Annotated in this window: 20 protein-coding genes, 1 pseudogene and 1 riboswitch; of the genes and pseudogenes, 15 read left to right on the top strand and 6 right to left on the bottom strand. The window is 72.2% G+C overall.

All coding sequences use genetic code 11. From position 1 onward, the window contains the following. Positions 1–2: 2 nt before the first annotated feature. The 4 genes and pseudogenes from QIT00_RS26045 to QIT00_RS26030 all read right to left on the bottom strand — a co-directional run bounded on the left by QIT00_RS26045 (position 3) and on the right by QIT00_RS26030 (position 5,670). Positions 3–1,760, bottom strand: a complete 1,758-nt coding sequence (locus tag QIT00_RS26045; RefSeq protein ID WP_282537834.1) for a sodium/solute symporter — start codon at positions 1,758–1,760, stop codon at positions 3–5. Next, complete coding sequence (locus tag QIT00_RS26040; protein ID WP_408909854.1) at positions 1,757–2,320, bottom strand: DUF485 domain-containing protein; 564 nt, start codon at positions 2,318–2,320, stop codon at positions 1,757–1,759. The genes QIT00_RS26045 and QIT00_RS26040 overlap by 4 nt, the downstream gene beginning before the upstream one ends. Positions 2,321–2,411: 91 nt before the next feature. After that, the gene (locus QIT00_RS26035) at positions 2,412–4,148 is read right to left on the bottom strand and encodes an MFS transporter (protein WP_282537833.1); all 1,737 of its coding nucleotides are present in this window, start codon (positions 4,146–4,148) and stop codon (positions 2,412–2,414) included. 98 nt (positions 4,149–4,246) lie between these two features. Continuing rightward, a pseudogene (locus QIT00_RS26030) lies at positions 4,247–5,670 on the bottom strand (DUF2079 domain-containing protein). A gap of 287 nt (positions 5,671–5,957) precedes the next feature. On the opposite strand from QIT00_RS26030, the gene mfd reads away from it, so the two are divergent. After that, the gene (gene mfd, locus QIT00_RS26025; RefSeq protein WP_282537832.1) at positions 5,958–9,509 is read left to right on the top strand and encodes a transcription-repair coupling factor; all 3,552 of its coding nucleotides are present in this window, start codon (positions 5,958–5,960) and stop codon (positions 9,507–9,509) included. A 5-nt stretch (positions 9,510–9,514) separates the two neighbouring features. On the opposite strand, the gene QIT00_RS26020 is transcribed toward mfd, so the two are convergent. Next, the gene (locus QIT00_RS26020; protein WP_282537831.1) at positions 9,515–9,928 is read right to left on the bottom strand and encodes a nuclear transport factor 2 family protein; all 414 of its coding nucleotides are present in this window, start codon (positions 9,926–9,928) and stop codon (positions 9,515–9,517) included. A 110-nt stretch (positions 9,929–10,038) separates the two neighbouring features. After that, positions 10,039–10,605 (bottom strand): TetR/AcrR family transcriptional regulator, encoded by a 567-nt coding sequence (locus QIT00_RS26015; RefSeq protein ID WP_282537830.1) that lies wholly within the window; start codon positions 10,603–10,605, stop codon positions 10,039–10,041. Between the two features lie 126 nt (positions 10,606–10,731). Between QIT00_RS26015 and QIT00_RS26010 the strand changes: the two genes are divergently transcribed. The 14 genes from QIT00_RS26010 (at position 10,732) to QIT00_RS25945 (ending at position 24,997) form a co-directional block, all read left to right on the top strand. Further along, positions 10,732–11,616, top strand: coding sequence for an SCO6745 family protein (locus tag QIT00_RS26010; RefSeq protein WP_282537829.1), 885 nt, complete (start codon positions 10,732–10,734; stop codon positions 11,614–11,616). A gap of 71 nt (positions 11,617–11,687) precedes the next feature. Then, positions 11,688–12,401 carry an MOSC domain-containing protein gene (locus QIT00_RS26005; RefSeq protein ID WP_282537828.1) on the top strand — a complete coding sequence of 238 codons (714 nt, stop codon included), beginning with the start codon at positions 11,688–11,690 and terminating at the stop codon, positions 12,399–12,401. Positions 12,402–12,516: 115 nt separating this feature from the next. Next, complete coding sequence (locus QIT00_RS26000) at positions 12,517–13,305, top strand: N-acetyltransferase (RefSeq protein ID WP_282537827.1); 789 nt, start codon at positions 12,517–12,519, stop codon at positions 13,303–13,305. Between the two features lie 114 nt (positions 13,306–13,419). Then, positions 13,420–14,121 (top strand): hypothetical protein, encoded by a 702-nt coding sequence (locus tag QIT00_RS25995; RefSeq protein WP_282537826.1) that lies wholly within the window; start codon positions 13,420–13,422, stop codon positions 14,119–14,121. Further along, entirely contained in the window at positions 14,118–15,665 is a 1,548-nt protein-coding gene (locus QIT00_RS25990) for a serine/threonine-protein kinase (protein WP_282537825.1), read from the top strand. Before QIT00_RS25995 ends, QIT00_RS25990 begins: the two co-directional genes overlap by 4 nt. Positions 15,666–15,803: 138 nt before the next feature. Next, positions 15,804–16,445: a SurA N-terminal domain-containing protein gene (locus tag QIT00_RS25985; protein ID WP_282537824.1), complete on the top strand. Its 642-nt coding sequence runs from the start codon at positions 15,804–15,806 to the stop codon at positions 16,443–16,445. A 156-nt stretch (positions 16,446–16,601) separates the two neighbouring features. Continuing rightward, positions 16,602–17,582, top strand: coding sequence for a nucleoside triphosphate pyrophosphohydrolase (locus tag QIT00_RS25980; RefSeq protein ID WP_282537823.1), 981 nt, complete (start codon positions 16,602–16,604; stop codon positions 17,580–17,582). Further along, entirely contained in the window at positions 17,579–18,850 is a 1,272-nt protein-coding gene (locus tag QIT00_RS25975; protein ID WP_282537822.1) for a cytochrome P450 family protein, read from the top strand. Before QIT00_RS25980 ends, QIT00_RS25975 begins: the two co-directional genes overlap by 4 nt. Positions 18,851–19,130: 280 nt before the next feature. Beyond that, on the top strand, positions 19,131–20,027 hold the full coding sequence (locus tag QIT00_RS25970) for a transglycosylase family protein (protein WP_282537821.1): 897 nt from the start codon (positions 19,131–19,133) through the stop codon (positions 20,025–20,027). 219 nt (positions 20,028–20,246) lie between these two features. Then, positions 20,247–20,439, top strand: a riboswitch (cyclic di-AMP (ydaO/yuaA leader). Positions 20,440–20,443: 4 nt separating this feature from the next. Beyond that, positions 20,444–21,142 carry a LysM peptidoglycan-binding domain-containing protein gene (locus QIT00_RS25965; RefSeq protein WP_282537820.1) on the top strand — a complete coding sequence of 233 codons (699 nt, stop codon included), beginning with the start codon at positions 20,444–20,446 and terminating at the stop codon, positions 21,140–21,142. A gap of 402 nt (positions 21,143–21,544) precedes the next feature. Continuing rightward, positions 21,545–22,825: a phosphopyruvate hydratase gene (eno, locus tag QIT00_RS25960; RefSeq protein WP_282537819.1), complete on the top strand. Its 1,281-nt coding sequence runs from the start codon at positions 21,545–21,547 to the stop codon at positions 22,823–22,825. 90 nt (positions 22,826–22,915) lie between these two features. Continuing rightward, a complete protein-coding gene (locus QIT00_RS25955; RefSeq protein WP_282537818.1) occupies positions 22,916–23,404 on the top strand; it encodes an FtsB family cell division protein in 489 nt (162 codons plus the stop codon). Positions 23,405–23,492: 88 nt separating this feature from the next. Continuing rightward, positions 23,493–24,056 carry a DUF501 domain-containing protein gene (locus QIT00_RS25950; RefSeq protein ID WP_282537817.1) on the top strand — a complete coding sequence of 188 codons (564 nt, stop codon included), beginning with the start codon at positions 23,493–23,495 and terminating at the stop codon, positions 24,054–24,056. Further along, complete coding sequence (locus tag QIT00_RS25945; RefSeq protein WP_282537816.1) at positions 24,053–24,997, top strand: Ppx/GppA phosphatase family protein; 945 nt, start codon at positions 24,053–24,055, stop codon at positions 24,995–24,997. Before QIT00_RS25950 ends, QIT00_RS25945 begins: the two co-directional genes overlap by 4 nt. Positions 24,998–25,225 lie beyond the last annotated feature (228 nt).

Here is a 25,225-nt window from a genome sequence, read left to right as displayed (position 1 = left end):
CGTCACCGTCGCCGCGCCCCCGCCAGGATCCAGGCCTCGACCGCCTCGTACTGCCGGCGTTGCTCCCCGCGGGCGCGGGCCGGGGTGAGGACTGTGCCGAGCCAGCCGAGCAGGAAGCCGAGGGGGATGGAGGCGATGCCGGTGGTCGTGAACGGGAACCAGTTGAAGTCCTGGTCGGGGAAGGCCGATCCGGGGGTGCCGGAGACCAGGTTCGTGCCGGTGAGCAGGACGAGGACGCCGAGGGTGCCGCCGACCAGGGTGCAGATCAGGCCGGTACGGGTGTAGCGGCGCCAGAACAGGCTGTAGACCAGGGCAGGGGCGAGGGCGGAGGCGCCCAGGCAGAAGGACATCGAGACCAGCGGCTGCAGGTTGAGATGCTGCACGGACACCGCGAGAGCGATCGTGGTGAGGCCCACCGCGACCGTCGACACCCGGGCGAGCACCAGCTCGCGGCGCGCGGTGAGCGGACGGCGGCCGGGGGACGAGGCGGGGAACGAACCGGACGGTGGGCGGGCGGAGCGGCGGCCGGGGCGGTGGGCGAAGACATCGTGGGCCAGGGAGTTGGCGCAGGCGAGGATCATGCCGGCGACCGAGGCGAGCACCGTCAGGAAGACCATCGCCGTGACGGCCGTGAACACGAAGGTCTCAAGGGCCGGCGACTCGGGTCCGAACACGGCCTGCGCGGTGAGCAGCAGCGCCGTGTTGCCCTGCCCGTCGCTCGCGGCCAGTCGGTCCCGCCCCACGAGCGCGGTCGCGCCGAAGCCGATGACGGAGATCAGCAGCGCGAACACGGCCACGGACGAGACGGCCCAGGACATGGAGCGGCGCAGGGCGGGGGCGCTGCGCGGCGCGTACATGCGCATCGTGACGTGCGGCAGGCAGGCGCCGCCGAGGACCACGGTCAGCTCGGAGGAGATCATGTCGAGCCGTGGCATGCCGCCGCCGGGGCCGGTGCCGGTGCCGGTGCCGCCGTCGCTGCCGTTGCCGCCCGCGAACTGCAGCCCGGACTCCAGGAATCGGGGTCCTGCGCCGCTGCCGCGTTCGGCGGCGGAGAGCAGGGCGGCGGGGCTCCAGCCGAAGCGGTGCAGGACGAGCCCGGCGAGCAGGGTGCCCGCGCCGAGCAGCAGCACGATCTTGATGATCTGGATGAGGGCGGTGCCCTTCATGCCGCCGATGGCCGCGTAGCTGATCATCAGGGCGCCGAGCAGCAGGATGCAGCCGGCCCGCAGGCCCGGCCGGTCGACGCCGAGGATGAACACCAGCACCTCGCCCGACACGGCCAGTTGGACGACCATCAGGGGCAGCAGGGCGGCGAGGGTCGCGGCGCAGGCGGCGATGCGGACGCCGCGGGAGCCGTTGGGCGACGGGCCGAGGCGGCGGGCGAAGGCGTCGCCCATGGTGAACCGGCCCGCGTTCCGCAGGGGTTCGGCGAGCAGGAACATCAGCAGGACCAGGGAGAGCGCCGTGGCCAGGGCGAGGACGACACCGTCGTACCCGGTCAGGGCGATCACGCCGATCGTGCCGAGGAGAGTGGCCGCCGAGATGTAGTCCCCGGCGATGGCCAAGCCGCTCCGCAGGGGGGAGAGGGAGCGGGAGCCGGTGTAGAACTCGTCGAGGTCGTCGCGGTCGGGGCCGGTCAGCACGCAGAGCAGCAGCGTCAGCGTGGCGACGGCGGTGAAGGCGATCAGGCACGCGGTCCGGGTGCCGGGCGATCCGAGGCCGAAGGACTGCGCGGCGAGGAGCAGCGCGGGTTCCGTCATCGCCGTGCCTCCAACTCGGCCTGGCGGCGCAGGCGTTCGGAGAGCGGATCGACGGCGCGGCGGGCCCGCCACTCGTACACGGCGATCGCGGCGAGCGTGACCGGCAGCTGGCAGGCGCCGAGCAGCAGCCCCGCGCTGAGGCCGCCGTCGACGCGGAGGGTCATGAACTGGGGTGCGTACGCGGACAGGACGAGGAAGAGCGTGAAGTAGCCGAGCGCCGTGATGGTGGCGACGCGGCGCAGCCACTTGTAGGCGGAGCGCAGGACGCGCAGGTCGCTGTGGCGCCCGAGGGCGGGCCCGGCGGGCCGTCGGCGGGGCGGGACGGACGGCTGCGGAGTCCGAGGCTGCCAGGGGTAGGTGAGGCGCGGGGGGAGCGGATCGGTGTGCGGGTGGGGGATCCCGGGTGTGGGGGAGGTGTGCGGGCGGGGGGTGTCGGGGGATGTGGGGGAGGTGTGCGGGTGGGGGGTGTCGGGGGGTGTGGGGGCGGTGCGCGGGTGGGGGGTGTTCGGGGGCGTGGGGGAGGCGTGCGGGTTCGGCGGAGCGCCGTGCGGGTCGTGCATCTGGGTGCTCCTTGGGCGCGGTGCTGGTCCGGGGAGGAGCCGGTACGTTACTCGCGCGTAGAGCCCGTGGGGAGGGGTTCGGCAGGAGTGGTCAGTCGGCCTGGGGCGCGTGGGGCCTGGGGGTTTCCCGGGGCGCCTGGGCCGCCCCGGCCGCCCCGGCCGCCCCGGCCGCCCCGGTCGCCCCGGTCGCCCCGGACGGCCCGGTCGCCCCGGTCGGCCCGGTCGCCCCGGTCGGCCCGGTCGGCCCGGTCTCCCCGGTCGCTCCGGTCGCCCTGACCGCTCCGGCCGCCCCGGCCGCCCCGGTCGCCCCGGACGGCCCGGTCGCCCCCGTCGCCCCGGTCGCCCCGGCCCCTTCCCTCCGTACGGGGAACCGCCGCGGTGCCACCGTGAGGAGGACGACGAGGGCGAGTCCGGCGGCGCAGGCCGCGCCCAGGTACACCGAGTCGACGGCCGCGTCGATCGCGCGGCGCACGCCCGCGTCGCCCGGGTTGCGCGCGGCGGAGTCCAGGTCGGCCGAGCCGCCGAGCCGGGCCGTCAGGACGCCGTTGGCCACGGCGCCGAACACGGCGGCGCCCACGGTCTGCCCGATCTGGCGGCAGAAGAGGACGGACGCGGTGGTGGTGCCGCGCTCTGCCCAGCCGACCGTGGACTGCACGCCGACGATCAGCGGCAGCTGGAACAGGCCGAGCGCGGCGCCGAGCAGGAGCATGATCAGCGCGGGCTGCCAGGCGGCGCCCGGGTACGGCACCAGCTGGAACGACAGCAGGATCAGGGCGGCCGCGGCGATGCCGGTCACCGCCGTGTCGCGGAAGCCGATGCGCCGGTACACGTGCTGGCTGAGGGCGGCCGACACCGGCCAGCTGAGCGTCATCACGCTGAGCACGAACCCGGCGGCCACCGGGTCGAGCCCCAGCACGGACTGGGCGTACGTCGGCAGGAACACGGTGGGCGCGACCATCAGCAGGCCGAGTGCGCCGAGGGCCAGGTTCACGGCGGCGATCGTGCGGCGCTTCCACACCCAGCCGGGGATGATCGGCTCGGCGGCGCGGCGCTCGATGACGACCGTGGCGACGGCGAGCAGCGCGCCCGTACCGAGGAGCGCGAGGGACGGCGCGGACAGCCAGGACCAGGCGACGCCGCCCTGTACGACGGCGGTGAGCAGGACGCCGCCGCAGAGGAACACGGCGAGGGCGCCCGCCCAGTCGACGCGGAGCCGGCCGGTCCGTTCGCGTACGGGTTCGTGCAGGTGGCGGGCGATCAGCCAGAGGGCGAGGGCGCCGACGGGCAGGTTGATCAGGAAGATCCAGCGCCAGTCCGCGTACGCGGCGAGCACTCCGCCGAGCCCGGGCCCCGCCACCGAGGAGACGGCCCATACGGTGGACAGCTTGGCCTGGATCTTGGGGCGTTGCTCCAGCGGGTACAGGTCGGCGGCGAGGGTCTGGACGGTGCCCTGGATGGCGCCGCCGCCGAGGCCCTGCACGATCCGGAACGCGATCAGGGAGCCCATGTCCCAGGCGCCGGCGCAGAGCAGCGAGCCGACGAGGAAGAGGCCGATGCCGAAGATCAGGACGGGTTTGCGGCCGAATGTGTCGGAGAGCTTGCCGTACACGGGCAGGGTGACGGTGACGGCGAGCAGATAGCCGGAGAACAGCCAGGAGAAGACGGAGAAGCCGCCGAGGTCGCCGACGATCTGCGGGACGGCCGTCGCGATGATCGTGGCGTCGAGGGCGGCGAGCGCCATGGCGAGCATCAGGGCCGCCACGACGGCCCCGCGCTTGCGCGTGCCGGGGCCTGCCTGCGTCTCCGGTATGCCTTGCGCTGCCGCCACCGGCCCTGTTCCTTTCCCCGTACAACCATCTGCGCGCCGTCGGACACCTTCTCACCTCGGCCGGTACGGGGGGAGGGGCCCGGCGTGAGCCGGTCAGGTCACTGGACGCGCTGCAGGACCAGGTAGCCCCCGGCGCTGCCCGCGAGCGTGTACGTGGCGTCCGGGTGCAGGTCGCGGGCCGTGCGCAGCGGGTCGTCGTACTTGCCGCCGGTGTTGTCGAGGGCGATGTAGTCGGGGGTGGCGTCCTGGGTGTTGCCGATCCAGAACACCTGGCAGCGGGAGGTCAGGCGGCTGATCGGCCCGATGTTGGCCTCGACGCTCGCGCCGTCCGGGATGCGGTCGAGGAGGTCCTTGGCGGCGGCGGTGCGCGAGGTCTCGCGGTACGTGGCGGCCTCGGTGAGCGTGGCCAGCGGCAGGGCCGTGGTCAGGGCGAGCGCCGCCGCGGCGACGGCGGTCGGCAGGTGGGCCGCGTAGCTCCGCAGCCAGGGCCGGGGGCTGCGGCGGCTGCGGTCGAGCGCGTCGACGAGGGCGAGCGCCACGACCGGCATGAGGACGGCGCTGTAGTGCCAGTCGGTGCCCCAGTAGTGGCTGTCGCCCGAGACGAAGCGCCAGCCGAGCGTGGGCAGGGCGACGATCAGGAGCGGGGAGCGCAGGGCGAGCAGCCCGGTGGTGGGGATGAGGAGCCAGCCGAGGGTGCGCAGCTTGACGTCGAGGCCGTCGAGCGGGGTCGGGCCCTCGCTGACCTTGGCCCAGTAGTCGTAGCCGCCGGTGGTGTTGAACGCCGGTATGAGCGCGGTGAACGTGAGCAGCGCTGCCAGCGCCCCGAACACGGCGAGCCCGACCGCCCACCACGCGATCCGCGGCTGCTTCCCGCGGGCCCGCAGCGCGACGACCGCGGCGAGCGCCGAGCAGGTGAGCCCCAGGCCTCCTTGACGAACACCAGCGGCAGCGCCCACCACAGCGCGGCCCGCCACCGTTCGCGCAGCACGGCCTCCAGGGAGAGGGCGATCAGCGGTACGGCGAAGGCGATCTCGTGGAAGTCGAAGTCGACGGCGCGCTGCAGCCCCCAGGAGAGCCCGTACGCCACCCCGATCGCGAGCCCGCGCGCCCGCCCGAGCAGCCGGGCCGCGACCCGCGTCACCACCGCCGCGGACAGCGCGAACAGCGCGGCCTGCGCGAGCAGCAGCGTCACCGGCGAGGGAAAGACCCGGTAGAGGGGCGCGAGCAGGGCGGTCACGGGGCTGAAGTGGTCGCCGAGGATGTGCGTGCCGGGGCCCTTGAGGTCCGCGATCGGCGCCTGGAGGTGGGCGTAGGCGCGGACGGCCTGCTCGAAGATCCCGAGGTCCCAGGAACGGTTCTCCATCCGGTACCAGCGCAGCACGGAGAGCAGGGCGTACGCGAGGAAGAGGGCGGTGGCGAGGAGGTACGGGTCGTACTTCGCGCGGGCCACGGCCCCCGCCGCCCGGGTCTCGGTGGCACGGCCGCGGTCGGTGGTCAGGTCGGTACCGGGCATAGGGGCCATGGTCGCAGCTGGGTGCTTTCTCCCCTCCCCGCCCCTTCCCGAAGTCTTGCCAGACGGGCCTCCTCAATCTCCCCCAGCTACCGCTGGGAGGTGCCCCCAGAGGGGCTCAAAATTGAGCCCCTCCGGCGATTGAGGAGCGGGGGTACGGGGGCGGAGCCCCCGAAGCTCCGCAGGATTTCGGGAAGGGGCGGGTAGGGGAAGAACCGGCGTACGCTGGAGGACCCCCGGCCCGTACGACGTGTCGGGGCGTCGCGCGTTGCCCGCTTCCCGGACGGAAAAGCCCCCTCATGAGCCTGCACGGTCTGCTCGACGCGGTAGTCAAGGACGCCGCGCTCAACGACGCGGTGAAGGCCGCCACCGACGGCCACCGTATGCACGTCGACTTGGTCGGCCCGCCCGCCGCCCGCCCCTTCGCGGTCGCCGCGCTCGCGCGTGAGGCGAAGCGGACGGTACTCGCCGTGACGGCCACCGGCCGCGAGGCCGAGGACCTGGCGGCGGCGCTGCGTTCGCTGCTCGACCCGAGCGGGGTCGTGGAGTACCCGTCGTGGGAGACGCTGCCGCACGAGCGGCTCAGCCCGCGCAGCGACACCGTGGGCCGCCGCCTCGCCGTCCTGCGCCGCCTCGCCCACCCGAGCGGCGACGACCCGGAGACCGGTCCGGTCTCGGTCGTCGTGGCGCCCGTGCGTTCGGTACTGCAGCCGCAGGTCAAGGGGCTCGGCGAGCTGGAGCCGGTGAGCCTGAGGCAGGGCCAGTCCGTCGACCTGAACGACACCGTCGAGGCACTCGCGGCAGCGGCGTACGCACGGGTCGAACTGGTCGAGAAGCGCGGCGAGTTCGCGGTCCGCGGCGGCATTCTCGACGTGTTCCCGCCGACCGAGGAACACCCTCTGCGGATCGAGTTCTGGGGCGACGACGTCGAGGAGATCCGGTACTTCAAGGTGGCCGACCAGCGGTCCCTGGAGATCGCCGAGCACGGTCTGTGGGCGCCGCCCTGCCGCGAGCTGCTGCTGACCGAGGACGTACGCGCCCGGGCCGCGGACCTCGCCGAACGCCACCCCGAGCTGGGCGAGCTGCTCGGGAAGATCGCCGAGGGCATCGCCGTCGAGGGCATGGAGTCCCTCGCTCCGGTCCTGGTGGACGACATGGAGCTGCTGCTCGACGTCCTGCCCGAGGACGCCATGGCCGTGGTGTGCGACCCGGAGCGGGTGCGCACGCGCGCCGCCGACCTGGTCGCCACGTCGCAGGAGTTCCTCCAGGCCAGCTGGGCCGCGACCGCCGGCGGAGGGGATGCGCCGATCGACGTGGGCGCGGCGTCCCTGTGGGGCATCGCGGACGTCCGGGACCGGGCGCGCGAGCTCGGGATGATGTGGTGGTCGGTCTCGCCGTTCGCGGCCGACGAGGAGCCCGGGGACGGCGACACCTTCAAGCTCGGCATGCACGCCCCCGAGGCGTACCGCGGCGACACCGCCCGCGCCCTCGCCGACACCAAGGGCTGGCTGGCCGACGGCTGGCGCACGGTGTACGTGACGGAGGGCCACGGCCCCGCCGCCCGTACGGTCGAGGTGCTCGGCGGCGAGGGCATCGCCGCCCGCCTCACTGTGCCTGATTCAAAGACGGGGGACCTCGCGGAGATCTCCCCGTCCGTGGTGCACGTGGCCTGCGGCTCCGTCGAGTACGGCTTCGTGGACCGGGCGCTGAAGCTCGCCGTGCTCACCGAGACCGACCTGACCGGGCAGAAGGCCGCCGGCAAGGACGGGCAGCGGATGCCCGCGCGGCGCCGCAAGACGATTGACCCGCTCACCCTGGAGCAGAGCGACTACATCGTGCACGAGCAGCACGGCGTGGGCCGCTACATCGAGATGGTGCAGCGCACGGTCCAGGGCGCGACCCGCGAGTACCTGGTCGTGGAGTACGCCCCGGCCAAGCGCGGCCAGCCCGGCGACCGCCTCTACATCCCCACCGACCAGCTGGAGCAGATCACCAAGTACGTGGGCGGCGAGGCCCCCACGCTGCACCGCCTGGGCGGCGCCGACTGGACGAAGACCAAGGCGCGCGCGAAGAAGGCCGTCAAGGAGATCGCGGCCGACCTCATCAAGCTCTACTCCGCCCGCATGGCGGCCCCCGGCCACACCTTCGGCCCGGACACCCCGTGGCAGCGCGAGCTGGAGGACGCCTTCCCGTACGCGGAGACCCCGGACCAGCTGACGACGATCGCCGAGGTCAAGGAGGACATGCAGAAGTCGGTCCCGATGGACCGGCTGATCTGCGGCGACGTCGGCTACGGCAAAACAGAGATTGCTGTTCGCGCGGCCTTCAAGGCGGTGCAGGACGGCAAGCAGGTCGCGGTCCTCGTCCCGACGACGCTGCTCGTGCAGCAGCACTACGGCACGTTCACCGAGCGGTACGGCCAATTCCCCGTCAAGGTCAGGGCGTTGAGCCGCTTCCAGACGGACACCGAGTCCAAGGCGACCCTGGAGGGCCTGAAGGACGGCGCGGTCGACATCGTCATCGGCACGCACCGCCTGTTCTCCTCCGAGACCAAGTTCAAGGACCTGGGCCTGGTCATCGTCGACGAGGAGCAGCGCTTCGGCGTCGAGCACAAGGAGCAGCTGAAGAAGCTGCGGGCGAACGTGGACGTGCTCACCATGTCCGCGACGCCCATCCCCCGGACCCTGGAGATGGCGGTGACGGGCATCCGCGAGATGTCCACGATCACCACTCCGCCGGAGGAGCGGCACCCGGTCCTGACCTTCGTCGGTCCGTACGAGGAGAAGCAGATCGGCGCGGCCATCCGCCGCGAACTCCTCCGTGAGGGGCAGGTCTTCTACATCCACAACCGCGTCGAGTCCATCGACCGCGCGGCGGCCCGGCTGCGCGACATCGTGCCCGAGGCACGGATCGCGACGGCCCACGGCCAGATGTCGGAATCCGCCCTGGAGCAGGTCGTGGTCGACTTCTGGGAGAAGAAGTACGACGTACTCGTCTCGACCACGATCGTCGAGTCCGGCATCGACATCTCCAACGCCAACACCCTGATCGTCGAGCGCGGCGACAACTTCGGCCTCTCCCAGCTGCACCAGCTGCGCGGCCGCGTGGGCCGTGGCAGGGAGCGCGGCTACGCGTACTTCCTGTACCCCCCGGAGAAGCCCCTGACGGAAACGGCGCACGAGCGCCTGGCCACCATCGCCCAGCACACGGAGATGGGCGCGGGCATGTACGTGGCGATGAAGGACCTGGAGATCCGAGGAGCCGGAAACCTCCTGGGCGGCGAGCAGTCCGGCCATATCGCGGGCGTCGGCTTCGACCTGTACGTACGCATGGTCGGCGAGGCGGTCGCGGACTACCGCGCCTCGCTCGAAGGCGGCGTGGAGGAGGAGCCGCCCCTTGAGGTCAAGATCGAGCTCCCGGTCGACGCGCACGTCCCGCACGACTACGCCCCCGGCGAGCGCCTGCGCCTCGCGGCCTACCGCTCCATCGCCTCGGCCAACTCCGAGGACGACATCAAGGCGGTGCGCGAGGAACTCGTCGACCGCTACGGCAAGTTGCCGGAGCCCGTGGAGAACCTGCTGCTCGTGGCCGGTCTTCGGATGCTGGCCCGCGCCTGCGAGGTCGGCGAGATCGTGCTGCAGGGCACCAACATCCGCTTCGCGCCGGTGGAGTTGAGGGAGTCCCAGGAGCTTCGCCTCAAGCGCCTCTACCCGGGCACGGTCATCAAGCCCACCGGTCAGCAGCTGCTCGTACCGCGCCCGAAGACCGCGAAGGTCGGCGGCAAGCCGGTGGTCGGGCGGGAACTCCTCGCCTGGGTGGGGGAGTTCCTGACGTCGATCCTGGGGTCGTGAGGGCTTTAGTCGCCCGGTGTGCATGCCTGTGAGACCGACAGGCTGTTCTCGTAGAGGTGGTGCCGGGTGATCCGGCCGTCCTCGACGGTGAGGCGGAGCGCGAAGGGCCCTTCGAAGGTCTTGCCCGTGGCCCGCACGGTCCCGGAGAGATGACCGAGGAGTACGGCGTCGGCACCGTCGACGAGGAACGTGTCCACCGAGGCACGCGAGTCCTCGGCGACGGTGTACTCCGCCAACTCCACCCCCTGAACGGCACATTCGGCCCCAGTGGCCCGCGGCCGGATCCACGGCACGCCGGGATTCTCGGCCAACAGCCAGTCCACGTCATCGGCGAACAGCTCGATGAGCCGCCCGGTGTCGGAGGCGAGCCGGGCACGCAGAAACTCCTGGACCACGGCGCGGGTGTCGGTGACGGACATGGGGGCTCCTCGGGCCTCGACTCGATGTGACGGGAACGATCGTGCCGGGGGGTGAGGGAGGGGGCGATTACCTGCGAGGTAAGGGGCCGTCGGACGGCGCGGGGAGGCGGTCAACGCCCCTGGAACAGCAACCCCGTCAGCCCCCGGAACACCCCCTCCGGATCTTGCCCCTCCAACGGCTCATCCAAGTTGTGCGCAAGGAGCAGCGTCGCGAAACCGTGCGCCAGGGACCACGCCGCGATGCCCGCGAGGCGCGCGTCCTCGCCGCGCTCCGACGTCTCCAAGTCGCCGATCCCCGAACGCAGCTGCTCCCTCGCACGGTCCCGCGCCGCCCGCAGGGCCGGATCGTCGGCACGCAGCAGCTCGGGCGTGAACATCACCTGGAAGTGGGCCGGGTGCTCGCGGCAGAACCGGACGTACCGCACGCCCCGCTCGCGTAGCTCCGGTGCCTCCGCCAAGGCGCCGGCGAGCAGGTCGAACCCCTCGGCAGCGATGGCCGTGAGCAGGCCCGTGCGGTCCTTGAAGTGGTGCGCGGGCGCGGCGTGCGATACGCCCGCGCGGCGAGCCAGATCGCGCAGGCTCAGGGCGGCGGGCCCGGAGTCGCGGATCGCGTCGAGGGCGGCGGTGAGCACGGCGCGGCGCAGGTCGCCGTGGTGGTAGGCGCGCTGGCTGGTCATGGGCAGCAGGCTACGCCAAATCTAGGCATTGACAAGTTTCTGTCTGGGCGGGCAATCTAGGCGGTGGCAAGTTTGTACGTACGGACATGGGCCGTGCGCGATGCAGAACACCCGCAGGAGGGCGTCATGCCGCAGCCGAACCAGCACCCGAACGCACGCGTACGGCAGTTGTGGCACCTGCTCGAACCGCTGCACGCCGTCCTCTACTACGCCCCCGAGTCCTTCGCGGAGGCCGACGCCCTCGGCTACGGCACCGACGAGCGCTGGCCCAGCTACTTCGCCTGGCGCGTGGCACCGCTCGGCGCGGCCGGCCGGGAGCGGGTGACGGCGACGTTCCACAGCTTCAGCCCGGAGATGGTCGGCCGGTATGTCCCCGCCGCCTGGGACATCGCCGCGCCCGAGGCCGTCCTGGCCGCCCGCCGGCGCGCCGTGGACCGTGCGTACCGTTCGATCCTCGGCGCCCGCGTAGACGGCCCCGAACTCGCCGAGGCTGCCGCCCTCACACGCCGCGCCGCGCAGTCCTCCGCCCCCTATCCGGCCGGCTGCCCGCTGGCCGCCGCCAACGCCGCGCTGCCCTGGCCGGATGAGCCGCACCAGGTGCTGTGGCAGGCCGCGACCGTGCTGCGCGAACACCGCGGCGACGGCCATCTGACCGCACTGCGGGAGGCGGGCCTCGACCCGGTGGAGTCGCTCGTGTCGTTCGCGGCCGTCGGCGCCGCCGCACCCGAGACCTTCGCGAGCCGCGGCTGGACCGGGAAGGAATGGTCCGCCGCCTGTCAACGGCTTGCGGAACGCGGCCTGTTGAAGGAGGACGGCACCGCCACCGAGTCGGGCCGCGCCCTGCGTCAGACGGTCGAGGACCGCACCGACGAGCTCGCCGCAGAGCCGTGGCGCGCACTCGTCGCCCACGACATCGACCGGCTGGCCGAGCTGCTCGGCGACCCCTGGCTGACCGTCGTCGGATCAGGCCTCCTGCCCGGCGAGAACACCCTCGGGATCGGCAAGATCTGACAGTCCCCCGCCCGGTACCGTCGGGACCGGCCGGTGGACCGACCGGTCGCAGTCCGACGGGGAGGAACAGCATGACGTCGCTCGGGGTGGTCGTGGGGCTCGCGAGGTTTCCGGTGAAGTCCATGCGCGGCGAGGACCGCGAGCGCCTGGACCTCGACGCGCGCGGTGTCCTCGGCGACCGGCTGTGGGCGCTGCGGTACGCGGACGGCAAGATCGGCAGCGGCAAGAGCCATCGCCGGTTCCGCAAGGCCCCCTGGCTGATCGAGTGCGCCGCCGCGTACGACGACACCGCCGATGCCCTCTCCGTACACCTTCCGGACGGCGCCCGAGTGGCGCCCGGGGACCCGGGGCTCGCCGAACTCTGCGGGCCCGAGGCCGAGTTGGTCCGCGAGGCGCCGGACGCCGAGCCGCCCTCGTACCAGGACCAAGCACCGGTGTCGATCGTCTCCACGGCCTCCCTGCGCGCGCTCGGCCGGCTGCTCGGTGACGATGTCCCCGCCGACATCCGCCGGTTCCGCAAGAACATCGTGATCGATGCCGACGGTGACGAGCCCTGGGCCGAGGAGGGCTGGACCGGCCGCGAGGTCCGCGTCGGCGGCGTCCTCCTGCGGATCACCGAACGCGTGCCGCGCTGCGTCATGACGACCCTGCCCCAGCCCGGAGTGCCCGCCGACGGCCGCGTCCTGAAGACCCTGAGCGAGACCCGCGACATGCGCTTCGGGGTGTACGCCGAGGTCGTCACCCCCGGCGCGGTGGAGCTGGGCGACCGGGTCGCGGCGAACTGAGCGGGACGCCGGACGCCGGACGCCGGAGGCCGGACCCCGGACGCCGGTCGCGGCACGCCGTACGCCGCGCAAATTCGGTACCGCCACGGCCGAACTCCCGGCTAGCGTGCGCCCCATGGACGCCGAACAGCCCGGGAAGCCCCGCCCCGCAGCGGACCTGAAGATCACCACGCTTGCCGAGCGGCCCGAACTCACCGGAGCCTTCTGGGCGTTGGGCGACGCCTGGCCGCAGTTCGTCACCGAGGACCCGATCGGCTGGATCCTCTGGGGCCGGATCGTGTCCGAACTGCCCGAGTACGTCCTGGTCGCCACCGATGAGAGCGGCGAACTCGTCGCCCGCGCCCTCAGCGTGCCCTTCGCCCTCGCCGCGAAGGGCCGCGGCACTCTGCCCGACGGCGGCTGGGACCGCGTCCTCATGTGGGCGTTCTCCGACGTCAGGCACGGCACCGAACCCGACACCGTCAGCGCCATCGAGGTCACCGTCGCCCCCGGCGCCCAGGGCGGCGGCCTCTCGTACGCGATGCTCGACGCGATGCGGGCCAACGCCCGCGCGCTCGGCTACGGCACACTCGTCGCGCCGGTCCGGCCGAGCGCCAAGCACCTCGAACCGCGCACGCCCATGGAGGAGTACGCGCACCGGCGGCGCCCCGACGGGCTTCCGCACGACCCCTGGCTGCGCGTGCACGTCCGGGTCGGCGGCGTCATCGAGTCCGTGGCCCGCAACTCCATGACCGTCTCCGGCACCCTGGAGGAGTGGCGCGGCTGGACGGGCCTGCCCTTCGACGCGGCAGGTGAGGGCTGCGAGGTCGAAGTGCCGAAGGCGCTCGTGCCGGTGCACTGTGCTCCGGACCAGGGATACGCCGTGTATGTGGAGCCCAATGTGTGGGTGCGGCACACTCTTTGACCTGTCGGCCGATCACGCTTTGAGCACCCAGCCGACCAACTCAGGTCCGGCTGTCGGTCCCGGGGGCTACTCTCGACCTTGCACACGCCCGTTCGGTTCCCAGGAGCAGCCCCCATGCACGGCCACGGCTATGCACCGCCGCCATCGCGACCCTCGTCCGCGCAGCTCGTCGGGTTGCGCGTGCTCTTCGTCGCGCTCGCGCTGATCTCCTGCGGCTTCCTGTCCTGGGTCCCGATGCTGCGCCTCGCCGTCGTCACGCGCAGGCCGCGGGACTGGTGGCTGTTCGGCGGGTCGATCCTCCTCGTCATCCTCTCCGTGATCCTGATCGGCAGAGACCCGACGCAGGAACTCGACACCGCCGAGGAGAGCCTCGGGCTGCTCTGCCTCCTCGGCGGCGCCGTCGCCGCGATCACGTACTACCTCGTCGCGGAGATCCGCTACTTCGCCAAGCAGTCGCAGTCGCAGGCGCAGGCGCAGTCGCCGTACGCCCCGTTCGTGCCGCCTCAAGGCCCGCCCGCCCAGGGCCAGTACGGATACCCCGCCCAGGCCGGCCCCGCCCAGCAGGTCACCAGACCCACCGGCCTGCCGCAGCCCGGACCCGGACCCCAGCAGGCGCCCGGCGCCCCGCAGCGCCCCGCACCCGCCCGCATCGACCAGGTCCGCGCCGAACTCGACGAGCTGAGCAGCCTGTTGCGCCAGGACGGAACGCGCCAGGACGGAACGCGCCAGGACGGAACGCGCCAGGACGGAACGCCTCTGGACGGAACGCCGCCGGCAGGCGAGGGGGACGGGCGCGCTGAGGGCGAGCGCCGGTGAGCGGACGCCTGATCTCCGGCCGGTACGAACTCTCCCAGCAGATCGGCCAGGGCGGCATGGGCCAGGTCTGGACGGCCTACGACCAGCGCCTCGACCGCCGCGTCGCCGTCAAGCTGCTCCGCCCCGACCGCGTCGCCGGAGGGGAGGCCGACGAGCTGCGCCGCCGCTTCGTCCGCGAGTGCCGCGTCACCGCCCAGGTCGACCACCCGGGCCTGGTCACCGTCCACGACGCGGGCAGCGACGGCGACGACCTGTTCCTCGTCATGCAGCACGTCGACGGCACCGACCTCGCCGACCACATCGAGCGGCACAAGCCCTACCCCTGGCCGTGGGCCGTCGCCGTGGCCGCCCAACTCTGCGCCGTGCTCTGCGCGGTGCACGCCGTGCCGATCGTGCACCGCGACCTCAAGCCGCGGAACGTCATGGTGAAACCGGACGGCACGCTCACCGTCCTCGACCTCGGCGTCGCCTCCGTCATGGACACCGACACCACCCGCCTCACCCACACCGGCTCACCCATAGGCAGCCCCGCCTACATGGCCCCCGAGCAGGCCATGGGCGGCGCCGTCGGCCCGTACACCGACCTGTACGCCCTGGGCATCCTGCTCTACGAACTCCTCAGCGGGAACGTCCCGTTCGACGGCGCCACCGTCCTCGGCGTCCTCCACAGCCACCTCTACGAAACACCGATACCCGTCCGCGGCAAGCGCCCCGAGATCCCCGAGCCCCTCGAAGCGCTCGTGAACCGGCTGCTCGCCAAGGAACCGGGGGACCGCCCGGACTCCGCGCAGGAGGTGTACGAGGCGCTGGCCCCGCTCCTTCCCGGCCGCGGCACCCCCACCGGCATGCTCGACCCCACCCGCCCCTTCCTGCGCCCCGGCGCCCCCTGGCCCGACCGCGCCGGCACCCCCACGCCCGTACCGGTCCCGCCGCGCCCCACCGCCCCGCCGTCCGCCGAGGTGCCGGTCGCGCTCTCGGAGGTCGCGCGCGCCGTCGACGACGTGAAGCGGCTGCTCGGCGAGGGCCGCGTCACCCAGGCCGTCGACCTCCTCGGCGCGATCCTGCCCACCGCCGAGGCCCAGCACGGCCCGCGCTCCACGGTCGTACGCACGCTGCGCAAGCAGTACGCGGCCACGCTCATGGACGACGGCCAGTACCGCCGCGCCCTGCCCGAACTGCGCCGCCTCGCCGACGAACGCAGCGCCGAGGCGGGCCAGGCCGACCCGGCCTCGCTCCAGTTCCGGTACGAGATGGCCCAGTGCCTGGAACAGCTCGGCGAACCGGCCGCGGCCCTCGCCGAGTACCGCTCCCTGCTGCCGTTCTACGAGAACCAGTACGTCGCCAGCACCGTCGGCGACCCCGGCGCGGCGCTCGAACTCCGCCGCCGCATCGGCCAGTTGCTGCTCGCCCTCGGTGATCGCGCGGGCGCCCACGACACCCTGGCCCGCCTCCTGTACGACGCGGAGCGGGTGCACGGGCCGGGCCATCCGCTGCCCGGCGAGATCCGCCGCACGCTGCACTGGCTCGGTCAGGTGCGCGGCTGAGCCAGGGGGCGTGCCCGGAACTCTCCCCGAATCGTTGGTCGAATCAGTGGCCGAACCCCCGCCCACTGCCTAACATCGATCTCCGCAAGGCCCTTGTGCAACGACGCACAAGCTCCGTCTCGCCGCCGGGAGGCTCCTTTGCACCGCCGTCGTCGCACCGCGCTCGCCCTCTCCGCCGCCGCCCTCGTCGCGGCCCCGCTCCTGACCGCCTGCGGCGACGAGGCACATCCCGGCGCCGCGGCCGTCGTGGGCGGCGAGCGCATCACGGTCGCGCAACTCCAGTCCCGCGTACAGGAAGTGCGGGCGGCGCAGCGGTCGGCCACCGAGAAGTCCGGGCAGTACGCCCAGGCCGTGGAGAAGACCGGCGGCCTCACCCGCGACACCCTGCAGTCCCTGGTCCTCGACCGCGTCCTGCACCGCGCGGCCACCGACGCGGGCGTGACGGTCAGCCGCAAGGAGGTCCAGGGCCTGCGCGGCAACCTGGAGAAGCAGGCGGGCGGCGCGAAGGCCCTGGAGGCGGGCTGGCTGCAGCAGTACAACATCCCGGCCTCCCGCATCGACGAAAGCCTCCGCACGGAGATCGAGGCCCAGAAGCTGTACAGCGAGCTGGGCGCCGACCCCAACACCGAACAGGGCCAGGCGGAGTTCTGGGCGGCCCTGTCGAAGGCGTCCAAGGCCCTGAACATCGACCTGAACCCGCGGTACGGCGAGTGGGACGTGACCAAGAGCAGGCGGGTGGACGTGCGCACCCCGTGGGTACGGGACGCGACCAGGGCGTAGGCCGCCGCACCCCCAGGGGGCTCCGCCCCCGGCCCCCCGGCTCCTCAATCGCCGGAGGGGCTACCTTTTGCCGTCGTTCGGCTGCCGCGCCGTCGTGGCTGGTCGCGCAGTTCCCCGCGCCCCTATTAAGACCCGGGGACAAGTTAGGTTCGAGGGGTGAACGCAGAACTCCTCGCCCCCGGCCGCATCGTCCTCCTCACCACCTCGCACCGCGTAGCCCCCGGCCTCCTCTCCTGGCCCGCCTGGAAGGCCCTGCACGACGCGGACCGGGTGGTGTGCACAGACCCGCGGCACCCCCAGCTCCCGTACCTCCGCGAAGCGGGCGTCACCGTGGACCGGGCCGCACCGAGCGCCGAGGAACTGATCGACGCCTGCGCGGGCGACCGCACCGTGGTCGTCGTCGCCACCGGCGAGGGCGAGCCCGGCCTGACCGACGGCCTGGCCCGGCTCGCCGGATCCGGCCGGATCACGATGCCGGACCTGGAACTGCTGCCCGCCTCGTACGACCTGCCGGGCGCGCGCCTCCTCGACCTCGTGCAGGTCATGGACCGGATCAGGCGGGAGTGCCCCTGGTCCTCGCGGCAGACCCACAAGGGCCTCGCCAAGTACGGCATCGAGGAGGCGTACGAACTCGTCGAGGCCATCGAGGACGGCGACCGCACCGAACTGCGCGAGGAGCTCGGCGACGTCCTCCTCCAGGTCGTGTTCCACGCCCGCATCGCCGAGGAGGCCGACCCCGAGGAAGAGGGCGAGCCGTTCTCGATCGACGACGTGGCCGGCACCATCGTCGCCAAGCTGATCCACCGCCACCCGCACGTCTTCGGCGACGACTCCGCCGAGACCCCCGAGGACGTCAAGGCGCACTGGCTGCGCACCAAGGCCGAGGAGAAGCAGCGCGACTCCGTGACCGACGGCGTCCCGCTCGGCCAGCCCGGCCTGGCACTCGCCGCGAAGCTCGCGTCCCGTACGCGTACCGCGGGCCTCGACGTGGAGCTGCCCGCGGGCGAGGGTGTCGGCTACGAGCTGCTCGCCCTCGCCGTGCGCGCCGAGGCCGCGGGCGCCGACCCGGAGGCCGCCCTGCGCGCCGCCGCCCGCGCGTACCGCGACGCGATCCGGGCGGCGGAGGGCCACGCGTGAGCACCACCACCGGCCAGTGCCCCGAAGGCCCTCAACCTCCGCTGTTCACCTGGGAGTTCGCCAGCGACCCGTATCCCGCGTACGCCTGGCTGCGCGAGCACGCGCCGGTGCACCGGACCCGGCTGCCGAGCGGCGTGGAGGCCTGGCTGGTCACGCGGTACGCGGACGCCCGGCAGGCCCTCGCCGACCAGCGGCTCAGCAAGAACCCGGAGCATCACGACGAGCCCTCCCACGCCAAGGGTAAGACGGGCATTCCGGGCGAACGCAAGGCCGAGCTGATGACGCATCTGCTCAACATCGACCCGCCGGACCACACCCGGCTGCGGCGGCTCGTGTCGAAGGCGTTCACGCCGCGCCGGGTGGCCGAGTTCGCGCCGCGCGTGCAGCAGCTCACCGACGAGCTCATCGACAAGTTCATCGCGTCGGGCGAGGCCGACCTCATCCACGAGTTCGCCTTCCCGCTGCCCATCTACGCGATCTGCGACCTGCTCGGCGTCCCGCGCGAGGACCAGGACGACTTCCGCGACTGGGCGGGCATGATGCTGCGACATTTCAAGCCGGGCCACGGCGGAGGCCCGCGCGGCGGCGTCGCCCGCTCGGTGAAGAAGATGCGCGGCTATCTTGCCGAACTCATTCACCGCAAGCGCGAAGAGCCCGGCGACGACCTGATCTCCGGCCTCATCAAGGCCAGCGACCACGGCGAGCACCTCACCGAGAACGAGGCCGCCGCGATGGCCTTCATCCTGCTCTTCGCCGGTTTCGAGACCACGGTCAACCTCATCGGCAACGGGACGTACCAGCTGCTCCGCAACCCCGGCCAGCGCGAGCGGCTGCAGCGGTCCCTGGCGGCGGGGGAGACGGACCTCCTGGAGACCGGCGTCGAGGAACTGCTCCGCCACGACGGCCCGGTGGAGCTCGCCACCTGGCGCTTCGCCACCGAGCCGCTCAGCATCGGCGGCCAGGACATCGCGCCCGGCGACCCGGTCCTGGTCGTCCTCGCTGCCGCCGACCGCGATCCGGAACGCTTCGCGGACCCGGACACCCTCGACCTGGCCCGGCGGGACAACCAGCACCTCGGATACGGGCACGGCATCCACTACTGCCTGGGCGCACCGCTCGCCCGCCTGGAGGGTCAGACCGCGATCGCGACGCTGCTCCGCCGCCTCCCGGACCTGCGGCTCGCGGCGGAACCTGCCGATCTGCGCTGGCGCGGCGGGCTCATCATGCGCGGACTGCGCACGCTTCCGGTGGAGTTCACGCCGGAGTGAGCCCCCGGTCGGCAGGGGGCCGCACCACGACACCGTTTCTGACGGGGCGTCAAGACTGTGACTTTCGCGTGATCTGCGCTGTACCGGGTTGTGACAAGCGTTCGACTGTCGCTAGGTTTCAGCCTCGACTGAGACGCCTCGACTGAGACGCCACGGCTGCCAGACGTCATGGCTGCCTGATGTCATGGCTGTCAGACGCCACGCCTGTTGTCGCGCGAAAGGGAACCGCATGCTCTCCGGGAACGGCCGTCACCGACGCCCCCGTCAAGCCCCTGCCCTCGTGGTCGCGGCAGGAGTGACCGGGTCGGCGATCGCCATCCCGCTGCTCGGCGCGACCGGCGCCAGCGCCGCGGACGCCACCGTCGACGCCAACACCTGGGACCGCCTCGCGGACTGCGAGAGCGGCGGGGTCTGGAGCGCCGACACCGGCAACGGGTACTACGGCGGGCTCCAGTTGACCCAGGCCGTCTGGGAGGACCACGGCGGCCTGAAGTACGCCCCGACGGCCGACCTGGCCAGCCGCGCCCAGCAGATCGCCGTGGCAGAGAAGGTCCTCGCCGAACAGGGCCCGCTCGCCTGGCCCACCTGCGGCCTGGTCGCGGGCTTCCCGCTCGATGTGACGAACCCGACGGACGAGCCGGAGGCCGACCCCTCCCAGCCCGCCGACGAGGCGACCGAAGAGCCCGCCGACGAGCCGTCGTCCGGAGGCCCGTCGTCCGAGGACCCCGCCCCGGAGGCGCCCGGCGACACCGCCGTCGAGAACCCGGCCGACGTTCCCGCTGACACCCCCACCGACACCCCCACCGACACCCCGTCAGGTGATACTTCGGGTGATTCGGGCGACAAGGCTCGCGACGACTCTGCGGACGAAACGGGCAACTCAGGCCAGAACGGCTCCGGCAAGCATCGCGGTGAGCCCGCCCCCGAGGCCCCGGGCGGCGACCGCGACTCCAACTCCTCGGGCCGGCACGCCTCGCGCGGCGACGGCCCCCGTGACGACTCCCGCGACGACGATGGATCGACGTACACGGTCCGCCTCGGCGACAGCCTCTCCGCGATCGCCGACGCCCGTGGGATCGACGGCGGTTGGACCGCCCTGTACGAGGCCAACGAGGACGCGATCGGCGCCGACCCGGACCTCATCCTCCCTGGCCAGCGCCTCGCCCTCGACGACTGACGGGGGAACGAGCGGGGTGAAACTGGGCGGAATCCGGCGGCAGTTCGCCGCTGAATGTCCGTTATAAAGACACTTCACCCCTGGTGAGAGATGAGTCTCATCAGCCTTGATCGGCTTGGTATTTCCGTGGATCGCATGGCTACCGTCGTCACCGCTCGCCACTGGCGGGCCCCGATGGCCGTCACGCCGAATCCTGCCGGCGGCCCTTGGGAACAGTCGTCGCGTAAAGCGCCGTAGGCAGGAGCGGGGGACCCAAGGTTTGTGCCGGGCCCGGCCGTTGAGAGCTCCACGCGGAGCCCGCAGCGGCGACGGAAACGGCTTGGGGTGAAGTCGTACGGACCATCCGTACGGCCGGGCAACTCACTTGGCCCGAACCCGACAGCTCACCTCGCAGGCGTCGGTGAGGGGATTACTCCATGCTGTTCTCCGGCAAGGGCAAGCACCGTCGTCTGACCAAGGCCGACAAGGCCACCCGCGCCCTCGCGGTCGCCGGTGTCGCCGGTGCCGCGGTCGCCGCGCCGATCGCCACCGCGGGCTCCGCCTCCGCCGCCACCGGCTCCGAGTGGGACGCCGTCGCCCAGTGCGAGGCGGGCGGCAACTGGTCGATCAACACCGGCAACGGCTACTACGGCGGCCTGCAGTTCTCGGCCTCCACCTGGAGCGCCTACGGCGGCGACAAGTACGCGGCCACCGCCGACCAGGCCACCAAGGCCCAGCAGATAGAGATCGGCGAGAAGGTCCTCGCCGGTCAGGGCAAGGGTGCCTGGCCGAACTGCGGCACCGGCCTCTCCAACGCCGCCTACGACGGCGGCGGTTCGGAGCAGCCCGCCGAGCAGGCCCCGCAGCAGCAGGCCGCCCCGCAGCCGGAGCGCAAGGCCGAGCAGCCCGCCTCCCGCTCGCAGGAGCGCGCCCCGCAGAAGACCGTCGAGACCCCGACCGGCAAGAAGGTCAAGAAGGGCGACGGCGAGTACAAGGTGAAGAAGGACGACACGCTCTCCAAGATCGCCGAGGAGCACGACGTCAAGGGTGGCTGGAAGACTCTCTTCGAGCTGAACAAGGACATCGTCGACGACGCCGACTTCATCTTCCCGGGCCAGCAGCTGCACCTGAAGTAAGCAGTAGCTGCACCTGAAGTAAGCAGTAGCTGCACCCGAAGCGAGCAGCGGCACGCGGCCGGGGCGGAATCAGCACATCCCCCCACCAACCGCCCCCGGCCGCCCCGCCGCTGCCCCCCACACTCTCCGCCCCGGCGCGCATTCCCCCGTACGCGCCGGGGCGGGGTCATGCCCGTACGAGCGGGTCGGCGCACATCGTGCTTACCGCTCGGTAGTGTTGTTGTTCTTTGCCCCTCAATGCGTGTCTTCGAGTCTCTTTTCGTCCCAGCGGGCGGGCGGCCGGGTGGCTGTGCCTCCGGAGGCGGTTAGGCTCGTGAGACGCAAGGCAAAGCATGGTCGGCCCGCAACGGCGCGGTCCGCGTGCAAGCACAGCTATGCGTCACATCCCAGAAGGAGATGCTCGTGCCGTCCATCGACGTCGTCGTAGCCCGGGAAATCCTGGACTCCCGAGGCAACCCCACGGTCGAGGTCGAGGTCGGCCTCGACGACGGCAGCACGGGTCGTGCTGCCGTTCCGTCCGGCGCCTCCACCGGTGCCTTCGAGGCCATCGAACTCCGTGACGGTGACCCCAACCGTTACCAGGGCAAGGGCGTGGAGAAGGCCGTCCTCGCGGTCATCGAGCAGATCGGCCCGGAGCTCGTCGGTTACGACGCCACCGAGCAGCGCCTGATCGACCAGGCGATGTTCGACCTGGACGCCACCGACAACAAGGGCTCGCTCGGCGCCAACGCCATCCTCGGCGTCTCCCTCGCCGTCGCCCACGCCGCCTCCGAGGCGAGCGACCTGCCGCTGTTCCGCTACCTCGGCGGCCCGAACGCGCACCTGCTGCCGGTGCCGATGATGAACATCCTGAACGGCGGCTCGCACGCCGACTCCAACGTGGACATCCAGGAGTTCATGATCGCCCCGATCGGCGCGGAGTCCTTCTCCGAGGCGCTGCGCTGGGGCACCGAGGTCTACCACACGCTGAAGAAGGTCCTGAAGAGCAAGGGCCTGGCCACCGGCCTCGGCGACGAGGGCGGCTTCGCCCCGAACCTCGGCTCCAACCGCGAGGCCCTCGACCTCATCCTCGAGGCCATCAAGGAGGCCGGTTACGTCCCCGGCCAGCAGATCGCCCTCGCCCTCGACGTCGCCGCCTCCGAGTTCTACAAGGACGGCACGTACACCTTCGAGGGCAAGGACCGCTCCGCCGCCGAGATGACCGAGTACTACGAGGAGCTCGTCTCCGCGTACCCGCTCGTGTCCATCGAGGACCCGCTGTTCGAGGACGACTGGGCCGGCTGGAACGTCATCACCGAGAAGCTCGGCTCCAAGGTGCAGCTGGTGGGTGACGACCTGTTCGTCACCAACCCGGAGCGCCTGGCCCGCGGCATCGAGGAGAACTCGGCCAACGCCCTGCTCGTCAAGGTCAACCAGATCGGTTCGCTGACCGAGACCCTGGACGCCGTCGAGCTGGCCCAGCGCAACGGCTTCAAGTGCATGATGTCGCACCGCTCCGGTGAGACCGAGGACGTCACCATCGCCGACCTGGCCGTCGCCACCAACTGCGGCCAGATCAAGACCGGCGCCCCGGCCCGCTCCGAGCGCGTCGCCAAGTACAACCAGCTCCTTCGCATCGAGGAGATCCTCGACGACGCCGCGGTCTACGCCGGTCGCAGCGCCTTCCCGCGCTTCAAGGGCTGACCCTCACGGCCTGAGTAGTTACGTACGTCCCCGCACCCGGTCCCGTACCGTGTGCGGGGACGTACGCGCGTGTGAACGGGAGGCGGGGACATGGCCGTGAAGGACCGGGAGCGGTTCTCCACCGCGACCAGGCTGCGGCTGTTCGGCGAGCAGACCGCGGCGCGCGTCTACCGCTCCCAGTCCCGCCGCCAGGCCCGCCGCTCCCGCCTCACCGGCCGCGCGGCGCTGCTCGCCCTCGTCGTCTGCTCGCTGATCGTGGCGCTCGCGTACCCGATGCGGCAGTACGTGGCGCAGCGCGCCGACATAGAGGAGCAGGAGCAGAAGCTGGCCGAGGCCCGCGAGCAGACCGAGAAGCTCCGGGACTCCAAGGCGCGCTGGCGCGACCCGGCGTACGTGGAGCGGCAGGCCCGCGAGCGGCTGCACATGGTGCTGCCGGGCGAGACCGGGTACACCGTGGTGGACCCGAGCGGCGGCCGCGTGCGCACCACCGAACCGGGAGCGGCCGACCGCGCCTGGTACAGCAACCTCTTCGACGGCGTCGACCAGGCGGACCGCCGCGGCTCCGAAGACGACAACTGACCGCCTTTCTCCGACCCGTACTTTCTCCGACCCGTACTTTCTTCGACCGTACTTTCTTCGACCTCACCGAAAGAACACGAGCACCGGCATGGAAACGCCCCCGCCCTCCACCCCGCGCACCGAGCCGACCGACGCGGACGTCGCGGCCTTCAAGCAGCAGCTCGGCCGACCGCCGCGCGGGCTGCGGGCCATCGTCCACCGCTGCCCGTGCGGTCAGCCCGACGTGGTGGAGACGGCGCCCCGGCTGCCCGACGGCACGCCGTTCCCGACGCTGTACTACCTGACGTGCCCGAAGGCCGCCTCGGCGATCGGCACGCTTGAGGCCAACGGTGTCATGAAGGAGATGACGGAGCGGCTCGCCACGGACCCGGAGCTCGCCGCCGCGTACCGCGCCGCGCACGAGGACTACATCCGCCGCCGCGACGAGATCGAGGTCCTCCAGGGCTTCCCGTCGGCGGGCGGTATGCCGGACCGGGTGAAGTGCCTGCACGTCCTCGTCGGCCACTCGCTGGCCGCCGGACCCGGGGTGAACCCGCTCGGCGACGAGGCCATCGCGATGCTGCCGGAGTGGTGGCGCAAGGGCGCGTGCGTGACGCTCCCCGAGGACAAGCCGGAAGACCGGCCGGAAGACCAGCCGGAGGAGACCGTATGACCCGCGTCGCCGCCATCGACTGCGGTACGAATTCCATCCGCCTGCTCGTCGCTGACGCGGACCCCGAGACCGGTCAACTGGTCGATCTGGACCGGCGGATGACGATCGTCCGGCTCGGCCAGGACGTCGACAGGACCGGCCGGCTCGCCCCCGAGGCGCTGGAGCGTACGTTCGCGGCGTGCCGGGAGTACGCCGGGATCATCAGGGAGCACGGCGCCGAGCACCTCCGCTTCGTGGCCACCTCGGCCTCGCGGGACGCGGAGAACCGGGACGAGTTCGTGCGCGGCGTCGTCGACATCCTGGGCGTCGAGCCCGAGGTGATCACCGGCGACCAGGAGGCGGAGTTCTCCTTCACCGGCGCCACCGGGGAGCTGAAGGGCCGCGCCGATCTGCACACGCCCTACCTGGTCGTGGACATCGGCGGCGGCTCGACCGAGTTCGTCGTCGGGGACGCGGACGGGGTGCGCGCCGCCCGCTCCGTCGACGTCGGCTGCGTGCGCATGACGGAGCGCCACCTCGTGCGGGACGGCGCGGTCGCGGACCCGCCCTCCGAGGCGCAGGTGGAGGCCATCCGCGCGGACATCGCCGAGGCCCTCGACCTGGCCGAGCGGACGGTGCCGATCGGCTCGGCCCGCACCCTGGTCGGCCTGGCGGGCTCGGTCACGACGGTCGCCGCGATCGCCCTCGGCCTGCAGAGGTACGACTCGGCGGCGATCCACCACTCCCGGATCCCCTACGCCCAGGTCAAGAAGATCACCGAGCAGCTCCTCGGCTCGACGCACGCGGAACGCGCCGCGATCGGCCCGATGCACCCGGGCCGCGTGGACGTGATCGGCGCGGGCGCCCTCGTACTCCTGATGATCATGGAACGCGTCGGCGCGGACGAGGTCGTCGTGAGCGAGCACGACATCCTCGACGGGATCGCCTGGTCCCTCGCCTGAGCCGCCTTGGATTCCTTGGCGGCGGGCCGGATCGACCCTGTCGCCGAGAAAGTTCGTGAACTTCTTCACAAGGAAAAGGGGTCCGGCGGGCCTCTAGGTGCGCTTCTTGTCCTGAATGGCGGGCTCCGCCGGACCTCACCCCAGGTTTCAGAGGTGCGTCGGGCGGCGGCAACCGCGGGGAAACCAGGCCGTGTTCCACTCGGGTCCGTGCCCAGAGCGGCAGCTCAG

Origin of the sequence: Streptomyces luteolus, assembly GCF_029968015.1 — a bacterium.
Classification (GTDB): Bacteria; Actinomycetota; Actinomycetes; order Streptomycetales; family Streptomycetaceae; genus Streptomyces; species Streptomyces luteolus.
This window is presented reverse-complemented; position numbering and strand designations above follow the sequence as displayed.

Bases quoted from the DNA above. Each gene is read 5' to 3' on its own strand.
- QIT00_RS25950 (WP_282537817.1), top strand. From the start codon at position 23,493: ATGGAAACGCCCCCGCCCTCCACCCCGCGCACCGAGCCGACCGACGCG.
- QIT00_RS26000 (WP_282537827.1), top strand. From the start codon at position 12,517: ATGGACGCCGAACAGCCCGGGAAGCCCCGCCCCGCAGCGGACCTGAAG.
- QIT00_RS26010 (WP_282537829.1), top strand. From the start codon at position 10,732: ATGCCGCAGCCGAACCAGCACCCGAACGCACGCGTACGGCAGTTGTGG.
- QIT00_RS26020 (WP_282537831.1), bottom strand. From the start codon at position 9,928: ATGTCCGTCACCGACACCCGCGCCGTGGTCCAGGAGTTTCTGCGTGCC.
- QIT00_RS25965 (WP_282537820.1), top strand. From the start codon at position 20,444: ATGCTGTTCTCCGGCAAGGGCAAGCACCGTCGTCTGACCAAGGCCGAC.
- QIT00_RS25995 (WP_282537826.1), top strand. From the start codon at position 13,420: ATGCACGGCCACGGCTATGCACCGCCGCCATCGCGACCCTCGTCCGCG.
- QIT00_RS26045 (WP_282537834.1), bottom strand. From the start codon at position 1,760: ATGACGGAACCCGCGCTGCTCCTCGCCGCGCAGTCCTTCGGCCTCGGA.
- QIT00_RS26005 (WP_282537828.1), top strand. From the start codon at position 11,688: ATGACGTCGCTCGGGGTGGTCGTGGGGCTCGCGAGGTTTCCGGTGAAG.
- QIT00_RS25945 (WP_282537816.1), top strand. From the start codon at position 24,053: ATGACCCGCGTCGCCGCCATCGACTGCGGTACGAATTCCATCCGCCTG.
- QIT00_RS25955 (WP_282537818.1), top strand. From the start codon at position 22,916: ATGGCCGTGAAGGACCGGGAGCGGTTCTCCACCGCGACCAGGCTGCGG.
- mfd (WP_282537832.1), top strand. From the start codon at position 5,958: ATGAGCCTGCACGGTCTGCTCGACGCGGTAGTCAAGGACGCCGCGCTC.
- QIT00_RS26015 (WP_282537830.1), bottom strand. From the start codon at position 10,605: ATGACCAGCCAGCGCGCCTACCACCACGGCGACCTGCGCCGCGCCGTG.
- QIT00_RS26040 (WP_408909854.1), bottom strand. From the start codon at position 2,320: ATGCACGACCCGCACGGCGCTCCGCCGAACCCGCACGCCTCCCCCACG.